General features: G+C 63.5%; 22 protein-coding genes. 8 read left to right on the forward strand and 14 right to left on the reverse strand.

Going from position 1 to position 22,504, the window contains the following annotated elements; translation table 11 throughout:
- Positions 1–2: 2 nt before the first annotated feature.
- The 8 genes from fabF to NE850_RS23565 all read right to left on the reverse strand — a co-directional run bounded on the left by fabF (position 3) and on the right by NE850_RS23565 (position 7,062).
- Positions 3–1,241 carry a beta-ketoacyl-ACP synthase II gene (gene fabF / locus NE850_RS23530; protein WP_035517961.1) on the reverse strand — a complete coding sequence of 413 codons (1,239 nt, stop codon included), beginning with the start codon at positions 1,239–1,241 and terminating at the stop codon, positions 3–5.
- Positions 1,242–1,568: 327 nt separating this feature from the next.
- The gene (gene acpP / locus NE850_RS23535; protein WP_004197638.1) at positions 1,569–1,808 is read right to left on the reverse strand and encodes an acyl carrier protein; all 240 of its coding nucleotides are present in this window, start codon (positions 1,806–1,808) and stop codon (positions 1,569–1,571) included.
- Positions 1,809–1,959: 151 nt separating this feature from the next.
- Positions 1,960–2,709: a 3-oxoacyl-ACP reductase FabG gene (gene fabG, locus NE850_RS23540; protein ID WP_007180971.1), complete on the reverse strand. Its 750-nt coding sequence runs from the start codon at positions 2,707–2,709 to the stop codon at positions 1,960–1,962.
- Between the two features lie 100 nt (positions 2,710–2,809).
- A complete protein-coding gene (fabD, locus tag NE850_RS23545; RefSeq protein ID WP_007180970.1) occupies positions 2,810–3,745 on the reverse strand; it encodes an ACP S-malonyltransferase in 936 nt (311 codons plus the stop codon).
- 110 nt (positions 3,746–3,855) lie between these two features.
- The gene (locus NE850_RS23550; protein ID WP_007180969.1) at positions 3,856–4,845 is read right to left on the reverse strand and encodes a beta-ketoacyl-ACP synthase III; all 990 of its coding nucleotides are present in this window, start codon (positions 4,843–4,845) and stop codon (positions 3,856–3,858) included.
- The gene (gene plsX / locus NE850_RS23555; protein ID WP_007180968.1) at positions 4,845–5,951 is read right to left on the reverse strand and encodes a phosphate acyltransferase PlsX; all 1,107 of its coding nucleotides are present in this window, start codon (positions 5,949–5,951) and stop codon (positions 4,845–4,847) included. Before plsX ends, NE850_RS23550 begins: the two co-directional genes overlap by 1 nt.
- 185 nt (positions 5,952–6,136) lie before the next feature.
- On the reverse strand, positions 6,137–6,316 hold the full coding sequence (rpmF, locus tag NE850_RS23560) for a 50S ribosomal protein L32 (protein ID WP_006051932.1): 180 nt from the start codon (positions 6,314–6,316) through the stop codon (positions 6,137–6,139).
- 101 nt (positions 6,317–6,417) lie between these two features.
- Positions 6,418–7,062: a DUF177 domain-containing protein gene (locus NE850_RS23565; protein WP_007180967.1), complete on the reverse strand. Its 645-nt coding sequence runs from the start codon at positions 7,060–7,062 to the stop codon at positions 6,418–6,420.
- A 272-nt stretch (positions 7,063–7,334) separates the two neighbouring features.
- Between NE850_RS23565 and NE850_RS23570 the strand changes: the two genes are divergently transcribed.
- Positions 7,335–7,952: a Maf-like protein gene (locus NE850_RS23570; protein WP_007180966.1), complete on the forward strand. Its 618-nt coding sequence runs from the start codon at positions 7,335–7,337 to the stop codon at positions 7,950–7,952.
- Positions 7,949–8,668, forward strand: coding sequence for an SAM-dependent methyltransferase (locus NE850_RS23575; RefSeq protein ID WP_007180965.1), 720 nt, complete (start codon positions 7,949–7,951; stop codon positions 8,666–8,668). Before NE850_RS23570 ends, NE850_RS23575 begins: the two co-directional genes overlap by 4 nt.
- An 88-nt stretch (positions 8,669–8,756) precedes the next feature.
- On the opposite strand, the gene NE850_RS23580 is transcribed toward NE850_RS23575, so the two are convergent.
- From NE850_RS23580 to NE850_RS23595, 4 genes are read right to left on the reverse strand one after another with little or no spacing between them, the layout of a single operon-like run.
- On the reverse strand, positions 8,757–9,761 hold the full coding sequence (locus NE850_RS23580) for a S49 family peptidase (protein ID WP_165186741.1): 1,005 nt from the start codon (positions 9,759–9,761) through the stop codon (positions 8,757–8,759).
- Positions 9,762–9,795: 34 nt separating this feature from the next.
- On the reverse strand, positions 9,796–10,197 hold the full coding sequence (locus NE850_RS23585; RefSeq protein WP_165186742.1) for a Rieske 2Fe-2S domain-containing protein: 402 nt from the start codon (positions 10,195–10,197) through the stop codon (positions 9,796–9,798).
- A complete protein-coding gene (locus tag NE850_RS23590; RefSeq protein WP_007180962.1) occupies positions 10,194–10,853 on the reverse strand; it encodes an HAD-IA family hydrolase in 660 nt (219 codons plus the stop codon). Before NE850_RS23590 ends, NE850_RS23585 begins: the two co-directional genes overlap by 4 nt.
- A complete protein-coding gene (locus tag NE850_RS23595) occupies positions 10,846–11,871 on the reverse strand; it encodes an RluA family pseudouridine synthase (protein WP_035517959.1) in 1,026 nt (341 codons plus the stop codon). The genes NE850_RS23590 and NE850_RS23595 overlap by 8 nt, the downstream gene beginning before the upstream one ends.
- 733 nt (positions 11,872–12,604) lie before the next feature.
- On the opposite strand from NE850_RS23595, the gene NE850_RS23600 reads away from it, so the two are divergent.
- From NE850_RS23600 to NE850_RS23625, 6 genes are all read left to right on the forward strand, one after another.
- Complete coding sequence (locus tag NE850_RS23600) at positions 12,605–15,883, forward strand: Rne/Rng family ribonuclease (protein ID WP_165186743.1); 3,279 nt, start codon at positions 12,605–12,607, stop codon at positions 15,881–15,883.
- A gap of 187 nt (positions 15,884–16,070) precedes the next feature.
- A complete protein-coding gene (moaA, locus tag NE850_RS23605; RefSeq protein WP_165186744.1) occupies positions 16,071–17,180 on the forward strand; it encodes a GTP 3',8-cyclase MoaA in 1,110 nt (369 codons plus the stop codon).
- Between the two features lie 10 nt (positions 17,181–17,190).
- On the forward strand, positions 17,191–17,805 hold the full coding sequence (gene mobA, locus NE850_RS23610; protein WP_310699460.1) for a molybdenum cofactor guanylyltransferase MobA: 615 nt from the start codon (positions 17,191–17,193) through the stop codon (positions 17,803–17,805).
- 74 nt (positions 17,806–17,879) lie between these two features.
- Positions 17,880–19,181, forward strand: coding sequence for a gephyrin-like molybdotransferase Glp (gene glp, locus NE850_RS23615; RefSeq protein ID WP_035518525.1), 1,302 nt, complete (start codon positions 17,880–17,882; stop codon positions 19,179–19,181).
- Between the two features lie 80 nt (positions 19,182–19,261).
- A complete protein-coding gene (locus tag NE850_RS23620) occupies positions 19,262–19,537 on the forward strand; it encodes a hypothetical protein (protein WP_006053283.1) in 276 nt (91 codons plus the stop codon).
- Entirely contained in the window at positions 19,537–20,061 is a 525-nt protein-coding gene (locus NE850_RS23625) for a GNAT family N-acetyltransferase (RefSeq protein WP_007180956.1), read from the forward strand. The genes NE850_RS23620 and NE850_RS23625 overlap by 1 nt, the downstream gene beginning before the upstream one ends.
- A gap of 10 nt (positions 20,062–20,071) precedes the next feature.
- Here NE850_RS23625 and NE850_RS23630 read toward each other — a convergent pair whose 3' ends face one another.
- Together NE850_RS23630 and NE850_RS23635 are read right to left on the reverse strand one after the other, a co-directional pair.
- Positions 20,072–21,517, reverse strand: coding sequence for a DNA recombination protein RmuC (locus tag NE850_RS23630; protein WP_007180955.1), 1,446 nt, complete (start codon positions 21,515–21,517; stop codon positions 20,072–20,074).
- On the reverse strand, positions 21,514–22,503 hold the full coding sequence (locus NE850_RS23635; RefSeq protein WP_165186745.1) for a D-glycerate dehydrogenase: 990 nt from the start codon (positions 22,501–22,503) through the stop codon (positions 21,514–21,516). Before NE850_RS23635 ends, NE850_RS23630 begins: the two co-directional genes overlap by 4 nt.
- Between the last annotated feature and the right edge of the window lies 1 nt (position 22,504).

Raw genomic sequence — 22,504 nt, forward strand, 5'->3', positions numbered from 1 at the left:
TATCAGGCGCGCTTGAAAACCAGCGTGCCGTTCGTGCCGCCGAACCCGAACGAGTTCTTCAGCGCGACATCGATCTTCATCTCCCGCGCGGTATTGGCGCAGTAGTCCAGATCACAGGCCGGATCCTGGTTGAAGATGTTGATCGTCGGCGGCGATACCTGATGATGCACGGCCAGCACGGTAAACACCGACTCCAGACCACCGGCGCCGCCCAGCAGGTGCCCGGTCATCGACTTGGTCGAGTTCACGACCATGTTTTTGGCGTGATCGCCGAAAGCGCGCTTGATGCCGGTGGTTTCTGCCAGGTCGCCGAGCGGCGTGGACGTGCCATGCGCGTTCAGATAATTCACCTGATCGAGGTTGATGCCCGCGTTCTTCAGCGCCGCTAGCATGCAGCGGCGCGCGCCGTCGCCGTCTTCCAGCGGCGCGGTCATGTGATAGGCGTCGCCGCTCATCCCATAGCCGCTGACTTCCGCGTAAATCTTCGCGCCGCGAGCCTTCGCGTGCTCGTACTCTTCGAGCACCATGACGCCGGCGCCCTCGCCCAGCACGAAACCGTCGCGATCCTTGTCCCACGGCCGGCTCGCCGTGGCCGGATCGTCATTGCGTTGCGACAGCGCGCGCGCCGCCGCAAAGCCTCCGACACCGAGCGGCGACACGGTCGATTCCGCACCGCCCGCGATCATCACGTCCGCGTCGCCGTATTCGATCAGGCGCGACGCCTCGCCGATACAGTGCAGACCCGTGGTACAGGCCGTGACGATAGCCAGATTCGGACCCTTGATGCCGAACTTGATCGACAGATGGCCGGAGATCATGTTGATGATCGACGCCGGCACGAAGAACGGCGAAATACGGCGCGGGCCGCGATTAAGCAGTTCGGTTTGCGTCACTTCGATCATCGGCAAGCCACCGATACCCGAACCGACCACTACACCGATACGCTCCGAATTCTCGTCGGTGACTTCGAGGCCGCTGTCCTGCATCGCCTGGATGCCTGCAGCCACGCCGTAATGGATGAATGTATCCATGTGGCGCGCTTCCTTACCGGGGATGTAGTCCTCGATATTGAAGCCCTTCACCTCGCCGGCGAAGCGAGTCGAAAAGTTCGACGCATCGAATTTCGTGATATTGGCAATACCCGACTTGCCGGCGACCAGATTGGCCCAGCCGTCGGCAACATTATTGCCAACAGGCGAAATCAGCCCCAGGCCTGTAACAACAACACGACGGCGGCTCACGGTAACCCCTTTTTCATAGATGACAAAAGCAAAAGCCACAGCGGCCACAGGAACGTGCCCTGTGTGCCCTGTGGCTGTTAAGCGCCCCCACGCCCGGTGCTTCGCACCAAGCCACCCCGAGGGGCGAAATCCCCCAAGGGGACTTCCTGCTGGGCGGAAAACGCGGGGCGGCCCGGCGTTTTCTTGAAAGTCGGCAATCGCGCGAAAAGTTGCGCTGTCAACATCGCTTGCTCCTGCACGGCAAAAAGCGCCAACCCTGCTGGCGTCGGCAACCGACACGGCAGGGCGTCATACGCCGCCAACGCAGAAACGCAGGCGCGAATGACCTTAGGCCTTGACGTTTGCGCGAGCGTAGTCGATCGCTTGCTGAACGGTAGTGATCTTCTCGGCTTCTTCATCCGGAATTTCCATGCCGAACTCGTCTTCGAGGGCCATCACGAGTTCAACGGTGTCGAGCGAGTCGGCGCCGAGGTCGTTCACGAACGAAGCTTCGTTCTTGATCTCAGCCTCTGCAACGCCCAGTTGTTCTGCGACGATCTTCTTGACGCGCTGTTCGATATTGTCCATTACCCCTCCAAGGGAAAAGAAGTTCAAAAATACAGGTGCGCGCATTTTATCAGGTTTGACCCGGCAAAAAAGCGGCGCATCGGGTTGCTGTCAAGGCATGCGCCTTACGCATTTACAAACGCATCAAGGCGCGGATAGTAACCGAATTTGGTTACGACATGTACATTCCGCCGTTCACATGCAGTGTCGTGCCGGTGATGTAGCCGGCTTGCGACGACGCGAGAAAGGCCACGGCGTGCGCGATGTCTTCCGGGCTGCCCAGGCGCCCCAGCGGAATCTGTGTCTTCAGCGCCGTTTGCTGCTCTTCCGGCAAGGTCCTGGTCATGTCGGTATCGATGAAGCCCGGCGCGACGCAATTCACCGTGATGCCGCGGCTGCCGATCTCGCGTGCAAGCGCGCGCGTCATGCCCGCCACGCCCGCTTTCGCGGCGGCGTAATTGACTTGCCCCGGGTTGCCGGCCGAGCCGACCACGGACGTGATGTTGATGATGCGGCCGCCCTTCGCCTTCATCATGGGACGCAGCACCGCGCGCGACAGACGGAACACCGACTTGAGGTTGGTGTCGATCACCGCATCCCAATCGTCGTCCTTCATGCGCATGGCGAGTTGATCCTGCGTGATGCCGGCGTTATTCACCAGCACATGCAGCGCGCCGAATTCCTTCACCGTACCGTCGATCAGCGCTTCCGCTGCGGCCGCGTCGTTCACGTTCAGTACCGCACCTCGGCCGCTCACACCGGCTGCGTTAAATGCTTCGCTGATGGCGGCCGCGCCGCTTTCGCTGGTTGCCGTGCCGATCACCGTTGCGCCCTGGCGCGCCAGTTCCAATGCGATCGCACGCCCAATGCCGCGCGAAGCGCCGGTCACGATTGCGATCTGCTTGTCGAGAGTCTTTTCCATCTGTCAGTCCGGATGCCCTTCGGAGGGCTGATTGATTCCTGATGCGCAGTCCTGATGCCGTCGCGCAGCACGTGCTGCCAGGTGCCGTGCGACGTTGCGTTCAGCCTGCCTTCACGAGTTTGAGCGTCTCTTCGAGCGAAGCCGGATCGAAGATCGAGGCACCGACCAGGTTGCCGTCGATACGCTTGGTCAAACCCGCAAGGACCTTGCCCGGACCACATTCGATCACGTGCGTGACGCCTTGAGCCGACATGGCCCGAACGCTTTCGACCCAGCGCACCGCGCCGGCCGCCTGGCGCACCAGCGCGTCTTTGATCCCGGCCGGTTCGTTGACCACGGCGACGTCCACGTTGTTGATGACCGGAATAGCCGGCACCTGCACGTCGACGCTCGCCAGATACTCGCGCAGTTGGTCCGACGCGGGCTTGAGCAGCGACGAGTGGAACGGCGCCGAGACGGGCAGCGGCAACGCGCGTTTGGCGCCCTTCGCCTTTGCGACTTCGCAGGCCTTTTCGACAGCGGCCTTGTTGCCCGCGATCACGACCTGCGCCGGCGCATTGAAATTAACCGCTTCGACGACGCCCGCAGCCGACGCTTCAGCGCACACCGCGCGCACCGTATCGTCGTCGAGACCGAGAATCGCGGCCATTCCGCCTTCACCGACCGGCACCGCCGTTTGCATGGCTTGCGCGCGAAACCGCACGAGCGGCACGGCGTCGCGAAACGCAATCGCGCCCGCCGCGACCAGCGCGGTGTATTCGCCCAGGCTGTGGCCTGCGACGATTGCCGGCTTCGGGCCGCCAGCCTGCAGCCACGCGCGATACATGGCGTACGAGGCAGTCAGCATGACCGGCTGGGTATTGGTGGTGAGGTTCAGATCTTCGGCAGGGCCTTCGGCAATCAGCTTGCCGAGATCCTGATTGAGCGCATCGGAAGCTTCCTGAACCGTCTCACGCACGACTGCGTGATCGGCGAATGCGTTGAGCATGCCGACCGACTGCGAACCTTGCCCAGGAAAAACGAACGCAAATTTCATATCGTCCCCAAAATCGATGTTGTCAGATGTGGGTGGCACGCCCGGTTGACGCGAGCGCGCTCAAGCGTAGTCGAGCGCCGCGAAGGGCGCTCGCCATCACGTCGCCGCTTTCAGTAGCGGATAACCGACGCGCCCCATGTGAAGCCGCCGCCGACGCCTTCGATCAGCACGTTCTGGCCGCGCTTGATGCGGCCGTCGCGCACCGCGACGTCGAGTGCGAGCGGAATGGACGCAGCCGACGTGTTGCCGTGCTCGCCCACTGTGACGATCATGCGTTCCTGCGGCAAACCGAGCTTGCGGCAGGTGCTTTGCATGATGCGGATATTCGCCTGATGCGGAATCAGCCAGTCGATCTGCTCAGCCGACAGATTGGCTTTCTCGAGCGCTTCGACCGCGACTTTTTCGAGCACGTTGACGGCGAGCTTGAACACGGCCTGCCCGTCCATGTGCAGGAACGCGCTGCCGGATACCACGCCGCCGTTCACGTTGCCCGGCGTGCAAAGAATGTTCGAATGGCTGCCGTCCGCGTGCAGCGCGCTGGCGAGCACGCCCGGTTCGTCGGACGCCTGCAGGATCACCGCGCCCGCTCCGTCGCCGAACAGCACGCAGGTGGTGCGATCCTTGAAGTCGAGAATGCGCGAGAAGGTTTCCGCGCCGATCACAAGCGCCGTACGGTGCTGACCGCTGCGAATGAAGCTGTCAGCCGTCGCCACCGCATAGGCAAACCCGGAACAGACGGCCTGCACGTCGAAGGCCGCGCCGTGGTTCTTGATGCCGAGCTTGTTCTGCAACAGGCACGCCGTGCTGGGAAACACGAAGTCGGGCGTGGAGGTTGCAACGATGATCAGGTCGATGGATTGCGGGTCGATATCCGCAGCCTCGATCGCGCGTTGCGAAGCGATGAACGCCAGATCGCTGGTCGTGACATCAGGTTCTGCGAAGTAGCGCGCGTGAATGCCCGTACGGGCGACGATCCACTCGTCGCTTGTCTCGATACCCTGCTCGGCGAGACGTTCCGCCAGATCCTGATTGGTGACGCGGTTGGGCGGCAGATAACTGCCCGTGCCCAGCACGCGGGAATAAATTGTCGATTGAGCCATTATGCCTTCGAGGATTGCGCAGCGTAGGGCTCGGCCGGCTGGCCTGCGATCGGGCTTGCGTGGCCCGCACCGCTCGCGTCGCGCGCCGCCTGTTCGAGAGATCCCGCGTTCTCTTCCATTGCCCGCGCAAGGCGTTCCAGCACGCCGTTTTTGACGGCATCATACCCGCGTTTGATAGCCCACTCAAACCCGTAGGCATCCGCCGAACCGTGGCTTTTGATCACCAGCCCGCGCAGGCCGAGCAACGCAGCACCATTGTATTGCCGATGATCGACGCGTTTCTTGAAGCGCATCAATACCGGCAAGGCCAGCACCGCCATCACCTTGGTGAGCCAGGAGCGGCCGAACTCTTCCTTGATGATGTTGGACAGCATCTGCGCGAGGCCTTCCGACGTCTTCAGCGCGACATTGCCGACAAAACCGTCGCAGACGATCACGTCGACCGTACCCTTGAAGATATCGTTGCCTTCAACGTTACCGTGAAAGTTAAGTGTACTCGCGCGCAGCAGTTCGCCGGCACGTTTGATGGTGTCGTTGCCCTTGATGACTTCTTCGCCGATGTTGAGCAGGCCGATGGTGGGCCGCTCCTTGCCCTCGAGCGCAGACACGAGCGCGTGCCCCATTTCCGCGAACTGCAGCAGATGTTGCGGCTCGCAGTCGACGTTGGCGCCCAGGTCGAGCATCATCGTGTAGCCATTGGGGTTGGGCAGCGCCGACGCAATGGCCGGGCGTTCGATGCCCGACAGCGTTTTCAGCACATAGCGCGAGACCGCCATCAGCGCACCGGTGTTGCCGGCGGAAATGCAGGCTTGCGCCTCGCCTTCCTTGACGCGGTTGAGCGCCACGCGCATGGACGAGTCTTTTTTCTTGCGCAGCGCGACTTCGACCGGATCGTCCATGGCGACGATCTCGGACGCGGGGACGACGGTCAACGCCGGCAGATCCTGAGCCTTCAACTTCTTCAACTGCGCACGAATCGCACTTTCAATGCCGACGAGCAGCAATTGCGCGTCGGGATGCGAACGGGCGAAGTTGACGGCAGCGGGAACGGTCACGGACGGGCCGTGGTCGCCTCCCATGCAATCTATCGTGAGCTTTACTGTCATGGAGTGCGACGAATTTCAGGCGCCCTGCATGGGATCGCAGCAAGCGCCGGAACGCCAATTGCAATCGACACAAAAAAGCGGCAATTGAATGCCGCCTTTTTGCCGAGCCGGGAAAATGTCAAGCGAGCCGATCGCCACGCGAAACGCCACAGGGGCGACACGCAGTGAAACGCGCAGTGAAACGATTAATCGTTCTTCGTCTTGACGACTTTCTTACCGCGATAGTAGCCGTTCGGGCTAACGTGGTGACGCAGATGCACTTCGCCCGTGCTCGGTTCCACGGCCAGCGGCGCTGCCGTCAGGAAATCGTGCGAACGGTGCATGCCGCGCTTCGACGGCGACTTCTTGTTTTGCTGAACTGCCATGACTAACTCCTAAAAATTTTTCGGATTCTAACACAGCCCGACCCGGTGTCCGCCACTGGCCGAGTGGCCAATGCGCCCGCATCGCGCTCCAATGCAACTGTTCAGTCCTTCTTGTCGTCCGGCTCACCGCGCTTGAGACTCTCGAGCGCCGCAAACGGATTGGGCCGCTCGGGCTCGCCGCCCTTGCCAGCTTCGTCCGGTGCGTCCTCGTCGCCCTCGCCTTCTGCGCCGGCCACACCAGAGACCAGGCTCTCGTGCACTTCGGGACAGACTTCGTGCTTGGGCACGAGCGGCAAGGAAAGCAGCAACTCTTCTTCGATCAAGTCGATGAGATCGAAATGGTTCGACCCCACGATCACTTCGACTTCATCCTCGTCGAGCGGAAACTCTTCGGCTTCCGCCTCAGTGTTGACGACCCGGTAAGTTGCGTCGACGTTGAATGCCTGCAGGTACGGCGTCATGCACCGCTGACATTCGAGCCATGCAGCGCCGTGAGTCGCCAACCTCAAATAAGGCTGGGGCCCCTCGGTGCCATCGTCCTGCAATTCCGGCTGCGTCGTGCCTTCGGCTTGCCAGGTGAACGCGGTATCGCGGTCTGGCGCTTCTGCCGGGACTTCGTTTAACATGCGCGGCAGTTGCAAGACGCGCACGACACCCGCGGCCTGACGCCCACTTCGCGCAAATTCGAACAGATCGAGGTTATGCGGGTCGGGCAGACCTGCAGGGTTGCCAGGATGTTGAGTCATGTGCGCTCCTGCGTCGGCAAGGGTTTCGCCGGGGGTATAAACCGCGGATATAACCGGTTTGCAAGACAACCTGCGAGCCCCGTGCGTGGTGCACCGCCGCGTTACACGACAGTTACACGCCTGGCACACACCGAGACCCGCCTAGCGCAAGCATACCGATGAAAAGCCAGAAATCATATCCGTTTTGTCTTTTCGAGTCAAACACTTAAGCCCGTACATGCGCGAGCTTTGCGCAACCCTGTACGCCCCGCCTCCCTAGCCGTTGATTGCCCATGTCAGATTCCCTCAATCGCCCGCCACGCCTGATTCTGGCGTCGAGTTCGCCCTATCGCCGCGAACTGCTCCAGCGCTTGCGCGTACCGTTCGATGTCGTCGCGCCCGCGATCGATGAGAAGCCGCTGGCCGGCGAAACACCCGAAGTCACCGCGCTGCGGCTGGCACAAGCCAAAGCACGTGCAGTAGCCAGTGGTCTGGGCGTTGGCGAAGCCGCACTCGTGATCGGTTCCGACCAGGTCGCCACTTATGACGGCCTGCAGATCGGCAAGCCGGGCAGCTACGCCAAAGCGCTAGCGCAGTTGCAGGCGATGCGCGGCCGCGAAGTGCAATTCCATAGTGCGTTGTGTCTGTTCGACAGCCGCTCAGGGACCGTGCAGGCCGTCGACGTGATTACCCGCGTGCAATTCCGTGCTCTGCCGGATGCCGCGCTGGAGGCCTATCTGCTGGCCGAAACGCCCTACGACGTCGCGGGCAGCGCCAAATCCGAAGGGCTCGGCATCGCCCTGCTCGAGACCATTCATTCCGACGATCCCACCGCGCTCGTCGGCCTGCCGTTGATCGCACTCTCGCGCATGCTGCTCGCAGTGGGTTATCCACTTTTGGGGGCCCAATGAGCGGCACGCTCTATCTGATCCCGAACACGCTAGGCGAAGGCGACGCCGAAGCGCTCGACGCCGTCCTGCCTGCGCCCGTACGGGCCCGCGCGGCTTCGCTTCACTATTACATCGGCGAAAACGCGAAAACCACACGCGCCTTCCTGAAAAAAGTCGGCACGGAGCGGCCGATCCAGGAAATCGAGATTCGCGAACTGAACGTCAACACACCGGCGGGAGAGATCGACAAGTTACTGGCCCCGCTTCTGGCCGGCACCGACGCCGGCCTGGTTTCCGAAGCGGGTTGCCCGGCAGTCGCCGACCCTGGTGCGCTATTGGTACGGCGGGCCCATGAGCGCGGCGTAAAGGTCGTGCCGTTTGTCGGTCCAAGCTCGATTCTGCTGGCTTTGATGGCGTCGGGGCTCAACGGCCAGAGTTTTGCGTTCCACGGATACTTGCCGGTCGACGCCACAGAGCGGGCCAAGCGGCTGCGAGACCTCGAACAGCAGTCGCGCAAAGGCAAGCAGACGCAGATTTTTATTGAGACGCCCTACCGGAATCGGGCGCTGCTCGACACGTTACTGGCGACATGCGCACCTTCCACGCTCGTTTGCGTGGCGGTCGATCTGACGCTGGAGACGGAGACCATCATCAGCCGCACCGTGGCGGACTGGAAGAAAAAACCTGCGATCGACCTGCACAAGCGGCCAGCTATTTTTCTGATCCTGGCCGTTTGACCCAGGTCGGTCAGAAACGAGAGTAAAAAAAAGCCCCGCGCGATCGTCGAGCGTCGATCGCGCGGGGCTTTCCCTAAGCCTCAACACATCAGCGCAGATTCAGTTTCCCGCCAAGGGCCATCGCGTGAACCGCGCCGCTGCCGACCGCTGCGCCGAATTTACGCGCTACGCGGTCCGTAATGCTCTCTTTCACCGTGTAATCGACGATATCCGGCGCCTTGAAGAGGTCGCGCGCCACGTAATCCGCGTCGCCGAAACCGTCGGCGAGGCCGAGTTCGACGCTCTTTTGCCCCGTCCAGAAAAGACCGGAGAACATGTCCGGCGTTTCATGCAGACGCTTGCCGCGCCCCTCCCGGACGGCGTCGATGAACTGCGCGTGGATCTGATCCAGCATGTCTTGCGCATGTTCGTCCATCTTCGGCGTTTCCGGCGAAAACGGGTCGAAAAAGCCCTTGTTCTCACCCGATGTGTGCAGACGCCGCTGAATCCCGAGCTTATCCATCAGGCCGGTAAAACCGAAGCTGTCCATCAGCACGCCGATCGAGCCGACAATACTCGCCTTGTCCACGTAGATCTTGTCGGCCGCCGCGGCCGCGTAATACCCACCGGAGGCGCACATGTCGCCGACGACGACATACAGCGGAATCGACGGGTACTTGGCGCGCAGGCGCCGGATTTCGTTGTAGATGATGCCTGCCTGCACCGGGCTGCCACCAGGACTGTTACAACGCAGGATCACGCCAGCCGTGCCCGCGTCGTCAAACGCGCTTTCGAGCGCCGTGCTGATATCTTCGGCGTTCGCATTCGTATCCGCGGAGATTTCGCCGTCAAGCGCCACCATAGCCGTATGACGGCCGGTGGCAGCGACCTTGTCGCCCGAGAAGTCGATGGCGGCCCAGATCGCCAGCAGCAAGATGAGCAGAAACACGAAGCGGAAAAAGATTCTCCAGCGCCGTGCCGCGCGCTGCTCATTGATCGCGGCAAGCGCGATGCGCTCCAGCGCCGCGCGTTCCCAGCCGGGCTCATCGGCAGGCGTGCGGGGGCGGCCTGTCAGGGACGGTTCCTTCGGCTCGGGAGTCAAATTGTCGGACATGCGGTGCAGTGGAAAGGTCGAAGAAAAGGAAAAATCAGGAGGTGGCCGGGCACAGTTCGCCGTCAGGCAGCCAGAAAACGGCGCGGCCTTCAGGCGTATCGCGCTCGTCCACCTGGACGGGCCGCAATCTGCCGCCGCGGCACGGACCGCCGACGCATTTGCCCGTATCCGGCGCGTAAATCGCGCCATGTGTAGCGCACATCAAGTATAAACCGGACGATTCGAAGAACTGGCCCTCGGCCCAGTCCAGTTCCATCGGCACGTGGGCGCAGCGGTTCAGGTAGCCGTATGCACGGCCATCATAGCGAACAAAAAACACGACAACGTCACCGCCGCCGAGTTTCGCCTCGCGACGTACGCCCGCGCCGCCGTCGACCAGTTCCGCCGACGCGCAAACGCGAACCGCCTGCGCCGCCTCTGTCGACTGCCCACTCATGCGTTCTCCCGCAGCCAGCCCGACAGCACGCTGACGCTCGACGCAACGAACTTCGGCGATAACGCGCTCAACGGACCCTCAGGATGCGCCCCATATGTGACACCGATGCCCGCGACGCCCGCATTGATCGCCATTTGCAGATCGTGCGTGGTGTCGCCGATCATCACTGTGCGCAAGTTGTCCTGCCCTAGTTCGCGCGTCAATTCGTGCAGCATGGCCGGGTGCGGCTTCGAGAAAGTCTCGTCGGCGCAGCGGGTGCCGTCGAACAGGCTTGTCAGGCGCGACTGGTCGAGCGCGCGATTCAGCCCGACGCGGCTCTTGCCCGTCGCCACCGCCAGCAGATAGCCCAGATCGCGCAATTCCTGCAGCATTTCGCGCACGCCGGCGAAAAGCTCGGTAGTTTGATCCTTCACCAGATAATGGAAGCGATAACGCTCGGCGAGCCGCGGATAGTCGGCCGGATCGAGCGTGGGCGCGGCAATTTGCAGCGCGTCGCGCAAACCGAGACCGATGACATAGCTGGCCGCCTCGTCGGCGGGAACTGGCAAGCCGAGATCGCGGCACGCCGCCTGGATGCTGCGCGTGATGTGCGCGGTCGAATCCATCAGCGTCCCGTCCCAGTCGAAGACGATCAGATCAAATTGCTCTCTAGCCATGCGGTGTCGTCTCCGGGTGTGACCCATTTCGTAATTCGTTGAGCTGCGCGATGAAGCTGCGGCACTCGGGCGGCAGCGGCGCGTCGAACTGCAGCGGCTCGCCGGTTGCCGGGTGCGTGAGCTTCAGCCGGTAAGCGTGCAGGAACATGCGCTTCAGACCAGGCTTGGCGTTGGCACGCGCCAGCGCCTTGTTCAGCGCGAAATCGCCGTATTTGGCGTCGCCGACGATCGGCAATCCCAGATGCTGCAAGTGAACACGAATCTGATGCGTGCGCCCTGTCTTCAGTTCCGCCTCGAGCAGCGCATACTCCGGCCAGCGGTCGATCAGATTGAAAACTGTGTGCGACGCGAGGCCGTCCGGCTGGACGCGAACACGCCGTTCGCCGTCTGCGGTCAGGTATTTGTGCAACGGCTCCTTGACCGCGCGGCGGCGGCCCCAGTCACTCGCCCACTCGCCGTGAACGCAAGCATAGTAGCGCTTATCCATTTTGTTCTCGCGAATCTGCTCGTGCAGATTGACGAGCGCCGAGCGCTTTTTGGCGAGCATCAGAATGCCGGAGGTCTCTCGATCCAGCCGATGCACCAATTCGAGGAATTTCGCCTGCGGACGCGCTTCGCGCATCTGCTCGATCACCCCGAACGCGACGCCGCTGCCACCGTGCACGGCCACGCCGGCAGGTTTGTCGATGACGAGCAGATGCTCGTCTTCAAAAATGATCTTGAAATGGGCGGCAGGCACCGGCGCCTGAGCAGCCGCTTCACTTGGCTGGGCGACGCGAATGGGCGGTACGCGCACCAGATCGCCCAGTTCGAGACGGTACTGCGCGTCTATCCGGCCCTTATTCACGCGCACTTCGCCGCTGCGCAGGATGCGGTAAATATGGCTTTTCGGGACGCCTTTGCAGACGCGTAACAGGAAGTTGTCGATGCGCTGCCCGGCCGCACTGTCGTCGATCTCGATCATGGAGACCTGGTCGCTTGCGACCGATTTCTGGGATATTTTGCCTAACTCTTTCATTCTGAATATAATTTGCCCAGCAGTCTGCGGCGGCCGGCGCAGTGTTCGGAATTCGGGCGGATTGCGCAGGCGCAAGCGATAAACCGTTATTTTACTTGCGCCGGGGTCTGGTTGCTCACCCTGAAAATGAGATGCAACAAGTTGCACGCACGAGGTCAGTGCCCGGCAGGGACGGCGCCCACAGGCGCGTTCGGTCAAGGTCGGCTTCGACGGTAACGGAATTTTGGTAAAAAAGAATTTAACTTTCAGCTTCGGTATCGGGCGGTATGACGCCCTGCTTGTCCGAAGCTGCAGGTTGCGAAAATACGGCGTGCGCCCGAGGCGTCTTGTAGAAAGTACAAGACATGGCGACGTCAAAATGAGGCGAGACACCCCCAGCAGGAAAAGACGCGCCGACTGCGCGAACTTCCCGCTGCGGCACGGCCGCAGCCTTCGACCCTCCGGTCACGCGCCCAGTTGGCGCACCGGCGCGAGTGGACGAAGGCTCATGAAGGTCTGCCGGCAGAACCCGCGGCGTGTCGGGTCGTTATTTGAAGCCGTGTTCGCATGTGCCCTGCGGCACCGCACCCATTTTTCAATGGGCCGGGCCCTCTCAGGCAATTCTCCCGCCAGTTTTCCCGCTCCAGCGTGCTTGTGAAAACACAATAAGGCGCGGCATGCCGCTGCCCGCTTCGCTCTCGCGACTGACAACCGCGCAGCGAAGGGACAGGCTAAGCCGCTCTGGAGCCGTTCAATGAAACGAATGTTGTTCAACGCGACGCAGCAGGAAGAACTGCGCGTCGCCATCGTCGATGGGCAAAAACTCATCGATATCGACATCGAAACCGCCGGGCGCGAACAGCGCAAAGGCAATATTTACAAGGGCATCATTACCCGCATCGAGCCGTCGCTCGAAGCCTGTTTCGTCAACTACGGCGAAGACCGCCACGGCTTTCTGCCGTTCAAGGAAGTCGCCCGCCAATATTTCCGCGACGGCGTCGACATGCGCTCGGCGCGCATCCAGGACGCCCTCCGCGAAGGCCAGGAACTGATCGTTCAGGTCGAAAAGGAAGAACGCGGCAACAAGGGCGCAGCCCTCACCACCTTCATCTCGCTCGCCGGCCGGTATCTGGTTCTGATGCCGAACAACCCGCGCGGCGGCGGCGTATCGCGCCGGATCGAAGGCGACGACCGCCAGGAATTGCGCGAAACCATGGCCCAGCTGCAATTGCCGGAAGGCATGAGCATCATCGCGCGCACGGCCGGCATTGGCCGCAGCGCCGAAGAGCTGCAGTGGGATCTGAACTATCTGATGCAACTGTGGCGCGCCATTGAAGCCGCGTCGCAAAGCGGTTCGAGCGGCCAGCCGATGCTGATTTATCTCGAATCGAGCCTCGTGATCCGCGCGATTCGCGACTATTTCCAGCCGGATATCGGCGAAATTCTGATCGACACCACCGAAATTCATGACCAGGCGCGCGCCTTCATGGATATCGTGATGCCGGACAATGTCAGCAAGGTGAAGCGGTATCACGACGACGTGCCGCTCTTCTCGCGCTTCCAGATCGAACACCAGATCGAAACGGCGTACTCGCGCACGGTGCCGCTGCCCTCGGGCGGCGCAATCGTGATCGACCACACCGAAGCACTGGTCGCGATCGACGTGAACTCGGCGCGCGCCACCAAGGGCGCCGACATCGAGGAAACCGCCGCGCGCACCAACCTCGAAGCCGCCGACGAAGTCGCCCGCCAGTTGCGCCTGCGCGATCTGGGCGGCCTGATCGTGATCGACTTCATCGACATGGAATCGGCCAAGAGCCAGCGCGAAGTCGAGCAACGCCTGAAAGACGCGCTGAAGCACGACCGTGCGCGCGTCCAGATGGGCAAGATCTCGCGTTTCGGCCTGATGGAACTGTCGCGTCAGCGTCTGCGTCCGGCCCTGTCCGAAGGCAGCCACGTGACTTGCCCGCGCTGTAACGGCACGGGTCACATCCGCGATACCGAATCGTCCGCGCTGCAAGTGCTGCGGATCATTCAGGAAGAAGCGATGAAGGAAAACACCGCGGCAATTCATTGCCAGGTGCCGGTCGAAGTCACCGCCTTCCTGCTGAACGAAAAGCGCGCTGAAATCAACAAGATCGAGTCGCGCTTCAAGGTCAACGTCGTCCTGATTCCGAACAAGCATCTCGACACGCCGCATTACAAGCTCGAGCGCCTGCGTCACGACGACGCGCGCCTCGACGAACCCCGCGCCTCGTGGAAGATGGCCGAAGAAGCGGCTCGCGAGCTCGAATCGGAAACCGGCTACAGCAAGCGCATCGAAGAAGTGAAGCCGAAGCAGGAAGCGGCGGTCAAGGGCATCACACCTGAAAAGCCGGCGCCGAGCGCGCCGGTTCGTCCGGTCGCCACCCCGGCTCCGGTCGCGGTCACGCCGGCGAGCGGCGGCTTTATCGGCTGGTTGAAGAATCTGTTCGGCATGCAGCCGGCGGCACCGGCGCCTGTTGCGCCGGCTACGACGGACAAACAGACGCGTCCGCAACGCAGCGAACGCACGGAGCGCGGTGAGCGCACCGGCGAACGCGGCGGCGAGCGCAACCGCAACCGCCGTGGCGGCGCAGGCGGCCGCGACGCAGCGGGCCGTGGCGAAGGCACGACCGCCACCGGCGGCCGTCCGGCTCAGGGCCAGCAGCCGTCGCAGCGTCGCGAGGAACGCGAACCGCGTGAAGCCCGCGAGCCGCGTGGCAACCGTGAGCCGCGTGAGGCCCGCGAAGGCCGTGAGCCGCGCGAAACCCGTGAACCACGTGAAGGTCGCGAGGGCCGGGAAAACCGTGACCGCGACAGTCGCGGCAACGAGCGTGCGGAAACCGTCGAGGGCGCACCGCGCGCCGAACGTGGCGAGCGTCCGGAACGTGGCGAACGCCGTGAACGAGGCGAACGTGCCGAGCGCGGCGAACGCCGCAAGCCGCAAGCAGAAACGGCGGACGCACTGACGCAAAGCGACGCGCAAACGGCGGAAGAACTGGCGCAAAACCAGACCGCCTTGGGCGAAAACGGCGCGCCGGTCGATCAGGAAGCCGTGGCGCGTGAAGGTGAAGAGCGTCGCCGCCGCCGTCGCGGCCGTCGTGGCGGCCGTCGCGAGCGCGAAGAAGACGTGAACGGCAACCTGGCAGCGGACGTCGCGGAAGCTGAAGGCGACAACGCCGCCGTGACCGACGAAGCGCCGGTGCTCACAGCACGTCAGTCCGTCGAGCGCGAAATGGAAGTCAAAGAGGCGAAGGACGTGACGCCGGTGGAAGTGGTGGTCGCTGCCGTCGCGACTGAAACCGCCGTGGTCAGCGAACTGCACGCTGCAACCGAAACGCCGGCTCTCGCCGTCGAGAAGGCGGCGAAGACGGAAGCGGTTGTCCCGGTGGCACAAGTGCCGGCGGCTCCGGCAGTCGTCGAGCCGGTTGCCGAAACGCCGGTGGCGCCAGCCGCTGCCGCGCCGGTCGAAGCAGCGCAAGCTGTGCCGGCCGCCAGCGAAACGGTTTCGCTAGTTGAACCGGTCGCGCATGTCGAGGCACCGGTTCAAGCCGAGGCCGAAGCGCCGGCAGTTGCTTCGCCGGTCGAAGCGCAAGCCGCACCGGCTCCGGTCGAAACCGCAGCTCCGGCGACGGTGGCCGAAGCACCGGCCGTTCAGCCTGCGCCGCATGCGGGGATCGTTGAATCGCAGCCGGTCGTGACCGCTGCTGCAACAGTGATTGAGCCGGCAGTGGTTGAGCCCGCACCTGTCGCCGTTGCACCGCAGGCACCGCAGGCACCGCAGGCACCGCAGGCAGCACATCATGACGCAGTGTCGGCGGAAGCCCTGAAACCGGTACTGGAACAAGCCGGTCTCGTCTGGGTGAACACCGACGCCGACAAGCTGCGCGCAGCTCAGGAAGCCGCCGCGCAGACCGTCAAGCCAACTCGCGTGGTGCGCGAACGTAAATCGTTGCCGCCGCTCGACAGCGCGCCGATGCAACAAGTGGAAACGGGTAAGCACGCGCAGTAAGCTTGCCCCGCGTCACTCGGAAAGCCCGCCTTCATGGCGGGCTTTTTTATGCGCGCCGCGACCCGCACTCGCCACGCTATGCCGCTCCCCGTATACCCCGACACGGCCAGGGGTGCCACTGCCGTCGGAAGCATTTCCGATAGAATGAATATCTGGCTTTGATTTAAAGCACTAACCGAAGCAATTCATGTCCCGACGCATCATCCCTGTTGCCGATCTCAGCGCCGTGCCGGTGATTGCCGGCCCCGTGCAGACGCCCAGCGGCGCGCTGCACGACACGCTCGCGCGCCCGTTGCGCGATCTGCGCATTTCGGTCACGGATCGCTGCAATTTCCGCTGCGTCTACTGCATGCCCCGCGCAGTGTTCGACAAGGACTATACGTTCCTGCCGCACAGCGCCTTGCTGAGCTTCGAGGAAATTGAACGGCTGGCGCGGATCTTCGTCGCGCATGGCGTCGAAAAAATCCGTCTGACGGGCGGCGAACCGCTGCTGCGCAAGAATCTGGAATTCCTGATCGACCGGCTTGCGCACCTGACCACGCCGGCAGGCCGGCCGCTCGATCTGACGCTGACCACCAACGGTTCGCTGCTGGAACGCAAGGCGCGCAGCCTGAAGGACGCAGGCTTGACTCGGGTCACGGTCAGTCTGGACGCGCTCGACGACACACTGTTTCGCCGCATGAACGACGCCGACTTCGCCGTTGCCGACGTGCTGGACGGCATTGCCGCCGCGCATGCGGTGGGCCTCGCGCCGCTCAAGGTGAACATGGTCGTCAAACGCGGCACCAACGACGGCGAAATCGTGCCGATGGCGCGTCATTTCAAAGGCTCGGGCGCGGTGCTGCGCTTTATCGAATACATGGACGTCGGCACCTCGAACGGTTGGAACATGACTGAAGTGCTGCCGTCCGCCGACGTGGTCACACGCATCGCCGAGCATTTCCCGCTCGCGCCGCTCGAAGCGCACAGCGCCGCCGAGACTGCTCAGCGCTGGGGTTATGTGGACGGCGGGGGCGAGATCGGCGTGATTTCGAGCGTGACGCGCGCCTTTTGCGGCAGTTGCACGCGAGCGCGTCTGTCCACCGAAGGCAAGCTCTACCTGTGCCTGTTCGCATCGGCGGGGCACGACCTGCGCACGCTGGTGCGTAACGGTTCGAGCGATACCGATATCGCCACCGCCGTCGCCGAAATCTGGCAGGGCCGCGGCGACCGCTATTCGCAACTGCGCGGCAGCAACCCGGCCGATTCACGCGTTCGCGACGGCCGCCGGGTCGAAATGTCGTACATCGGCGGCTGAGCGGCGGCGCATGAAACCAACACGCGAACACATTACCGGCCTGTTGCTCGCTGGCGGCCGCGGCACTCGCATGGGAGGCGCCGACAAGGGCCTGCAAACGCTGCACGGCACGCCGCTCGCCGCCCACGTGCTCAAGCGCCTCGCGCCACAAACCGGCACCCTGCTGATCAGCGCCAATCGTCATCTGGAGGCTTACACCGCACTCGGCGCGCCGTTCGGCGCCACGGTCGTGGCCGATACGCTGGCCGGATTTCCGGGCCCGCTGGCAGGCCTGCTCGCCGGCTTGCGCGCAGCCGGAACCGGCTACGTACTCAGTGCGCCCTGCGACTCGCCGTGGCTGCCCGCCGAACTAGCCCAGCGCCTCGCGCACGCGCTGGACTCGAACGGCGCCGACATCGCCATGGTCAGCACCACCGACGCGCACGGCCAGGTGTCGCTGCATCCGGTCTTCGCGCTGTTGCGCAGAGACCTCGCTGACGACCTGTCGGCCTTTCTGGAAGCCGGCGAGCGCAAAGTCCGCGCGTGGTACGCGCGCCACAAGACGGTGGAAGTCGTCTTTACCGACGAGCGCGCGTTTTACAATATCAATTCGCTACAAGAACTCGCCGACCTCGAACGTGATTGAGGCCCCGGTTGAAATCCCGCTCCGGCCGCACGGCAACTGCCGCTGCCGCCTCCGGCCGCGACGTCCAGCTCTTCATGACCACGCTTAACGAATTCTCCCGCTGCGTCGCGCAGTACGATCCTCACGCGCTACCCGTCCCGGCCGCTCAGGCGATTGTTCGCCAGTGGGCCGCACCGGTCACGGCCATTGAACGCGTGCCGCTGCGCGACGCGCTCGACCGCGTGCTCGCGGCCGATATCGTGTCGCCAATCGACGTCCCCGCCCACGACAACTCCGCCATGGACGGCTACGCGTTCAACCGCGCGGCGCTCACCGGCGGCGGCGCCACTGTCGAGTTGGCCGTGGCCGGCAAGGCGCTGGCCGGACACCCGTTCGCGGGCCGCGTCGAGACCACGCAATGCGTGCGCGTCATGACCGGCGCCTGCATGCCGGCCGACTGCGACACGGTCGTGCCGCAGGAACTCGTCGAGCGCGCCGCCGGCTCCAGTTCGATCCGCTTCGCCGCCAACGCCGTGGCGGCCGGCGCGAACCGGCGCCTCGCCGGCGAAGATCTCGCACGCGGCCACGCCGCACTGCGGGCGGGCCGTATCATGCGCGCGTCGGACCTCGGTTTGCTGGCCTCGCTCGGGATCGGCGAAATCAGTGTCAAGCGGCGTTTGCGCGTCGCCTTCTTTTCGACCGGCGACGAATTGCGCTCGCTCGGCGAGCCGCTCGGCCCGGGCTGCGTGTACGACAGCAACCGCTACACGCTGTTCGCCATGCTGCGGCGCCTGAATATCGACACGCTCGATCTCGGCGTGGTGCGCGACGAGCCGGCCGCGATGGAAGCCGCCTTGCGCAGCGCCGCGGCGAGCGCCGACGTGGTGCTGACCTCCGGCGGCGTCTCGGTCGGCGAGGCGGATTTCACGAGGCAGCTGCTGCAGACTTTCGGCGACGTCGCCTTCTGGAGCCTCGCCATGCGGCCGGGCCGCCCGCTCGCCTTCGGCCGCGTCTGGTCCGGCGAACGGCCGGGCCTTGGGCTTCCCGCGTTATTCTTCGGTTTGCCGGGCAATCCGGTCGCCGTGATGGTGACCTTCTATCAGATCGTGCGCGAAGTGCTGCTGCTGATGTCGGGCGCCACACCGCAACCGCTGCCGCTCATTCACGCGCTGAGCCGGCAGGCGATCCGCAAGCGCGCCGGCCGCACCGAGTTCCAGCGCGGTGTCGCCGAACAGGACGTGCACGGACAATGGCATGTCACGCCTACCGGCTCGCAAAGCTCGGGCGTACTGAGTTCGATGAGCGAAGCCAATTGCTTCATCGTGCTCGGACACGATGAAAGTGAGATTGGCGAAGGGGAACACGTCTCGATCATGCTGTTCGACGGTCTCATCTGACGCCCGGCTCGCGGCACACTTTCACCAGCGGTCATTTATAGCTTCACCCATTACCACTACGACACACGGGTTTGACTTACATGAAAAAACAGATCTCGTTCATTGCACCGGGACAGACGGCCAAAGCACTGATCCTCGTGTACCTGACGTTTTCGGTACCGATCGTGCTGCTCGGCGTACTGGTCGCGTTCGTGCGCTATGGTTCGGTGGAACTGAGCACGGTGTTCAGCGCGCTGCTGCTGAATGCGATTCTCGGTTTCATCCTGCTGTGGATCGCATGCCATGCGTACAACTGGGTTGCGTCGCGCTTCGGCGGCATTGAAATCCAGCTGACCGACGCCCCGGAAGAAGCGTAATGCCCGCAACGATCCGCGCCGCCACGCCGGCGGACACCGGCGCGATCTTCGCGCTGACGTACGAGCTCGCGGAATTCGAAAGCCTCACGCACGTGTTTGTCGCGACCGAAGACGGCTTGCACGACGCGCTGTTCGGCGCGCGGCCTTCCATTGAGGCGCTGGTCGCGGAGAACGAAGGCCGCGTCGTCGGCTATGCGCTGTTTTTTCACAATTACTCGAGTTTCGTCGGCAAGCGCGGACTGTATCTCGAAGACGTCTATGTACAACCCGCGCAACGCGGCGGCGGTCTGGGCACCGCATTGCTTCGGCGCCTCGCCGCACTGGCGGTGGAACGGCAATGCGGGCGGTTCGAATGGACCGTGCTGGACTGGAACCAGCAGGCCATCAGCTTCTACGAAAAAATGGGCGCAACCGTCATGCCGGACTGGCGCGTGGTACGCCTGGCGGGCAATGCGCTCGAACAACTGGCGGCGGGGGCTAACGCAGGTCAACCTCTCGCGCCGGCCCCATCACCTCTGCGTTAACCCAGTACCCTCATTGCTCTTCGGGTTCCACACCCGACAGCGCGTCGCCGAGCAACCCGCTCGCTTCCTCGCCAGGCAATGCCTCCACGTCGCGCAATCTGCGGCTCATGACACGGGTGCGCGTTTCCGCCGCCTCGATGGAACGCGTGACGGTTTCGAGTTGCGCCTTCGTTTTGGCCAGCACGTCACCGAACTTGCCGAACTCCGTTTTCACCGCGCCGAGTACCTGCCACACCTCGCTCGACCGCTTTTCGATCGCGAGCGTGCGGAAACCCATCTGCAAGCTATTGAGCAAAGCGGTCAGCGTGGTCGGCCCCGCAATCGTCACGCGGTAGTCGCGTTGCAGCAGATCCGTGAGACCCGGCCGACGCAAAACCTCCGCGTATAGACCTTCGGTCGGCAGAAACAGCAAAGCGAAATCCGTGGTGTGCGGCGGCGACACGTACTTCTCGGCGATAGTGCGCGCCTCGGCGCGAATCCGTGCTTCGAGCGCGCGTGACGCTTCTTCCACCGCGACCGGATCGGCGCGCTCCTGCGCTTCGATCAGACGTTCGTAGTCTTCGCGCGGAAACTTGGCGTCGATGGGCAGCCAGACCGGTGTGGCCACGGCGCCCGCCTCCGCGCGCCCCGGCAGCTTGATCGCAAACTCGACGCGCTCCGTGCTCTTCGGCACCGTCGCAATGTTCTTCGCGTACTGGTCCGCGGTGAGCAGTTGTTCGAGCAACGCTTCCAGTTGCACTTCGCCCCACGTGCCGCGTGTCTTCACATTGGTGAGCACCTTCTTCAGATCGCCGACGCCCGCCGCCAGCGTCTGCATCTCACCCAGACCGCGATGCACCTGCTCGAGCCGGTCGGACACCAGCTTGAACGACTCACCCAGACGCTGTTCGAGCGTGGCGTGCAGCTTTTCGTCGACGGTACGGCGCATCTCCTCGAGCTTGACCGAGTTGTTCGTCTCGATATCCTTCAGCCGCTGTTCGATGGTCGCGCGCACCTCGGCGAAACGGCGATCGTTCGCCTCCGTGAGCTGGCCAAGCTGCAGGCTCAGCGTATCGCCGAACTGCTTGAGCGAGCGGCCCTGCTCGTCGCGCGCCTGCTGGGCCTGCGCCTGCAGACTGTGGCGCACGGCGTCGAGCTGCTGTGCGAATCCGTCGATCTTGCCGCCCTGCACCGTCGTCATACTGCTGAACTGCGCAGCCAGCGTCTGCTGAAAATGCGCGAAGCCGCTGCTCTGTTCAGTACGCGACACGCGCGCGGTCTCGGCGATATCATTGCGCAGTTGCCGTTCGAGGCGCTCATAGGCGTGCGCTTGCGCGTCGGTCGCGGCGTCCATGCGCTCGCTGAGCAGTTCGAACTGTTCGCCGTTCCCGGCGCTATGACCGCGCATCAGCAAAGCCAGCGCGATGACCAATGCGACCGCCAGCACCGCGACGGCCGCCACCAGAATCATTGTCATGAACGCGCCTTGCCGATGACCTCGGGATTGACCGGATTCGGCGGCCGGCCCGCGCGCGGACCTTCACCCAGCCCCGCGATCAGATTGTCGGCGGCAAGATTCGCCATGGCGCGGCGCGTGGCTTCGGTCGCACTGGCAATGTGCGGCGTCAGCACGACATTCGGCACGCTCAGGAGATCCCGATTCAGATCCGGCTCGCCTTCGAACACATCGAGACCGGCCGCTGCGATCTGCTTCGAGCGTAATGCCTCGACGAGCGCCGCGTCGTCGACAATGCCGCCGCGCGCGATGTTGGTGAGCGTCGCGCTCGGCTTCATCAGCGCGAGTTCGGCCGCGCCGATCGTGTGATGGTTTTCCTTCGTGTACGGCAGGACGAGCACGACGTGATCGGCACGCCGCAACAGATCCTGCTTCGACGCGTATTCGGCGTTCAGCTCGGCCTCGATCTCCGGCGCAACGCGCGAGCGATTGTGATAAATCACCTGCATGTCGAAGCCCTTCGCACGGCGTGCCAGCGCCTGGCCGATCCGGCCCATGCCGATCACGCCGAGCGTCGAGCCATACAGATCGCTGCCGAGAAAGCCGTCGTACGTCCACTTCTGCCACTTGCCCGCGCGCAGCCAGTGCTCCGATTCGGCGATGCGGCGCGCCGCCGCCATCATCAGCGCCCAGCCGAAATCCGCCGTCGATTCGTTCAGCACGTCCGGCGTATTGGTGCCGAGCACGTTGGCCGCGTTGAAGGCGGTCATGTCGAAGTTGTTGTAGCCCACCGCCATATTCGACACCACCCGCAGACGCGGCGCCGCCGCGAGCACGGCCGCGTCAATCGGCTCGCCCGCGGTCAGCGCACCGTCCTTATCCGCGAGACGGCGTGCCAGTTCGCCGGCCGACAACACGTCGCCCTGATTCCAGTCGACGTCGAAATACTGTTCGAGCCGTTCGATCACATCGGGAAAGATCGGACGGGCGACGAGGATCTTCTGCATT

The sequence above is a fragment of the Paraburkholderia sp. USG1 genome, from assembly GCF_031570135.1.
Lineage (GTDB): Bacteria > Pseudomonadota > Gammaproteobacteria > Burkholderiales > Burkholderiaceae > Paraburkholderia > Paraburkholderia dioscoreae.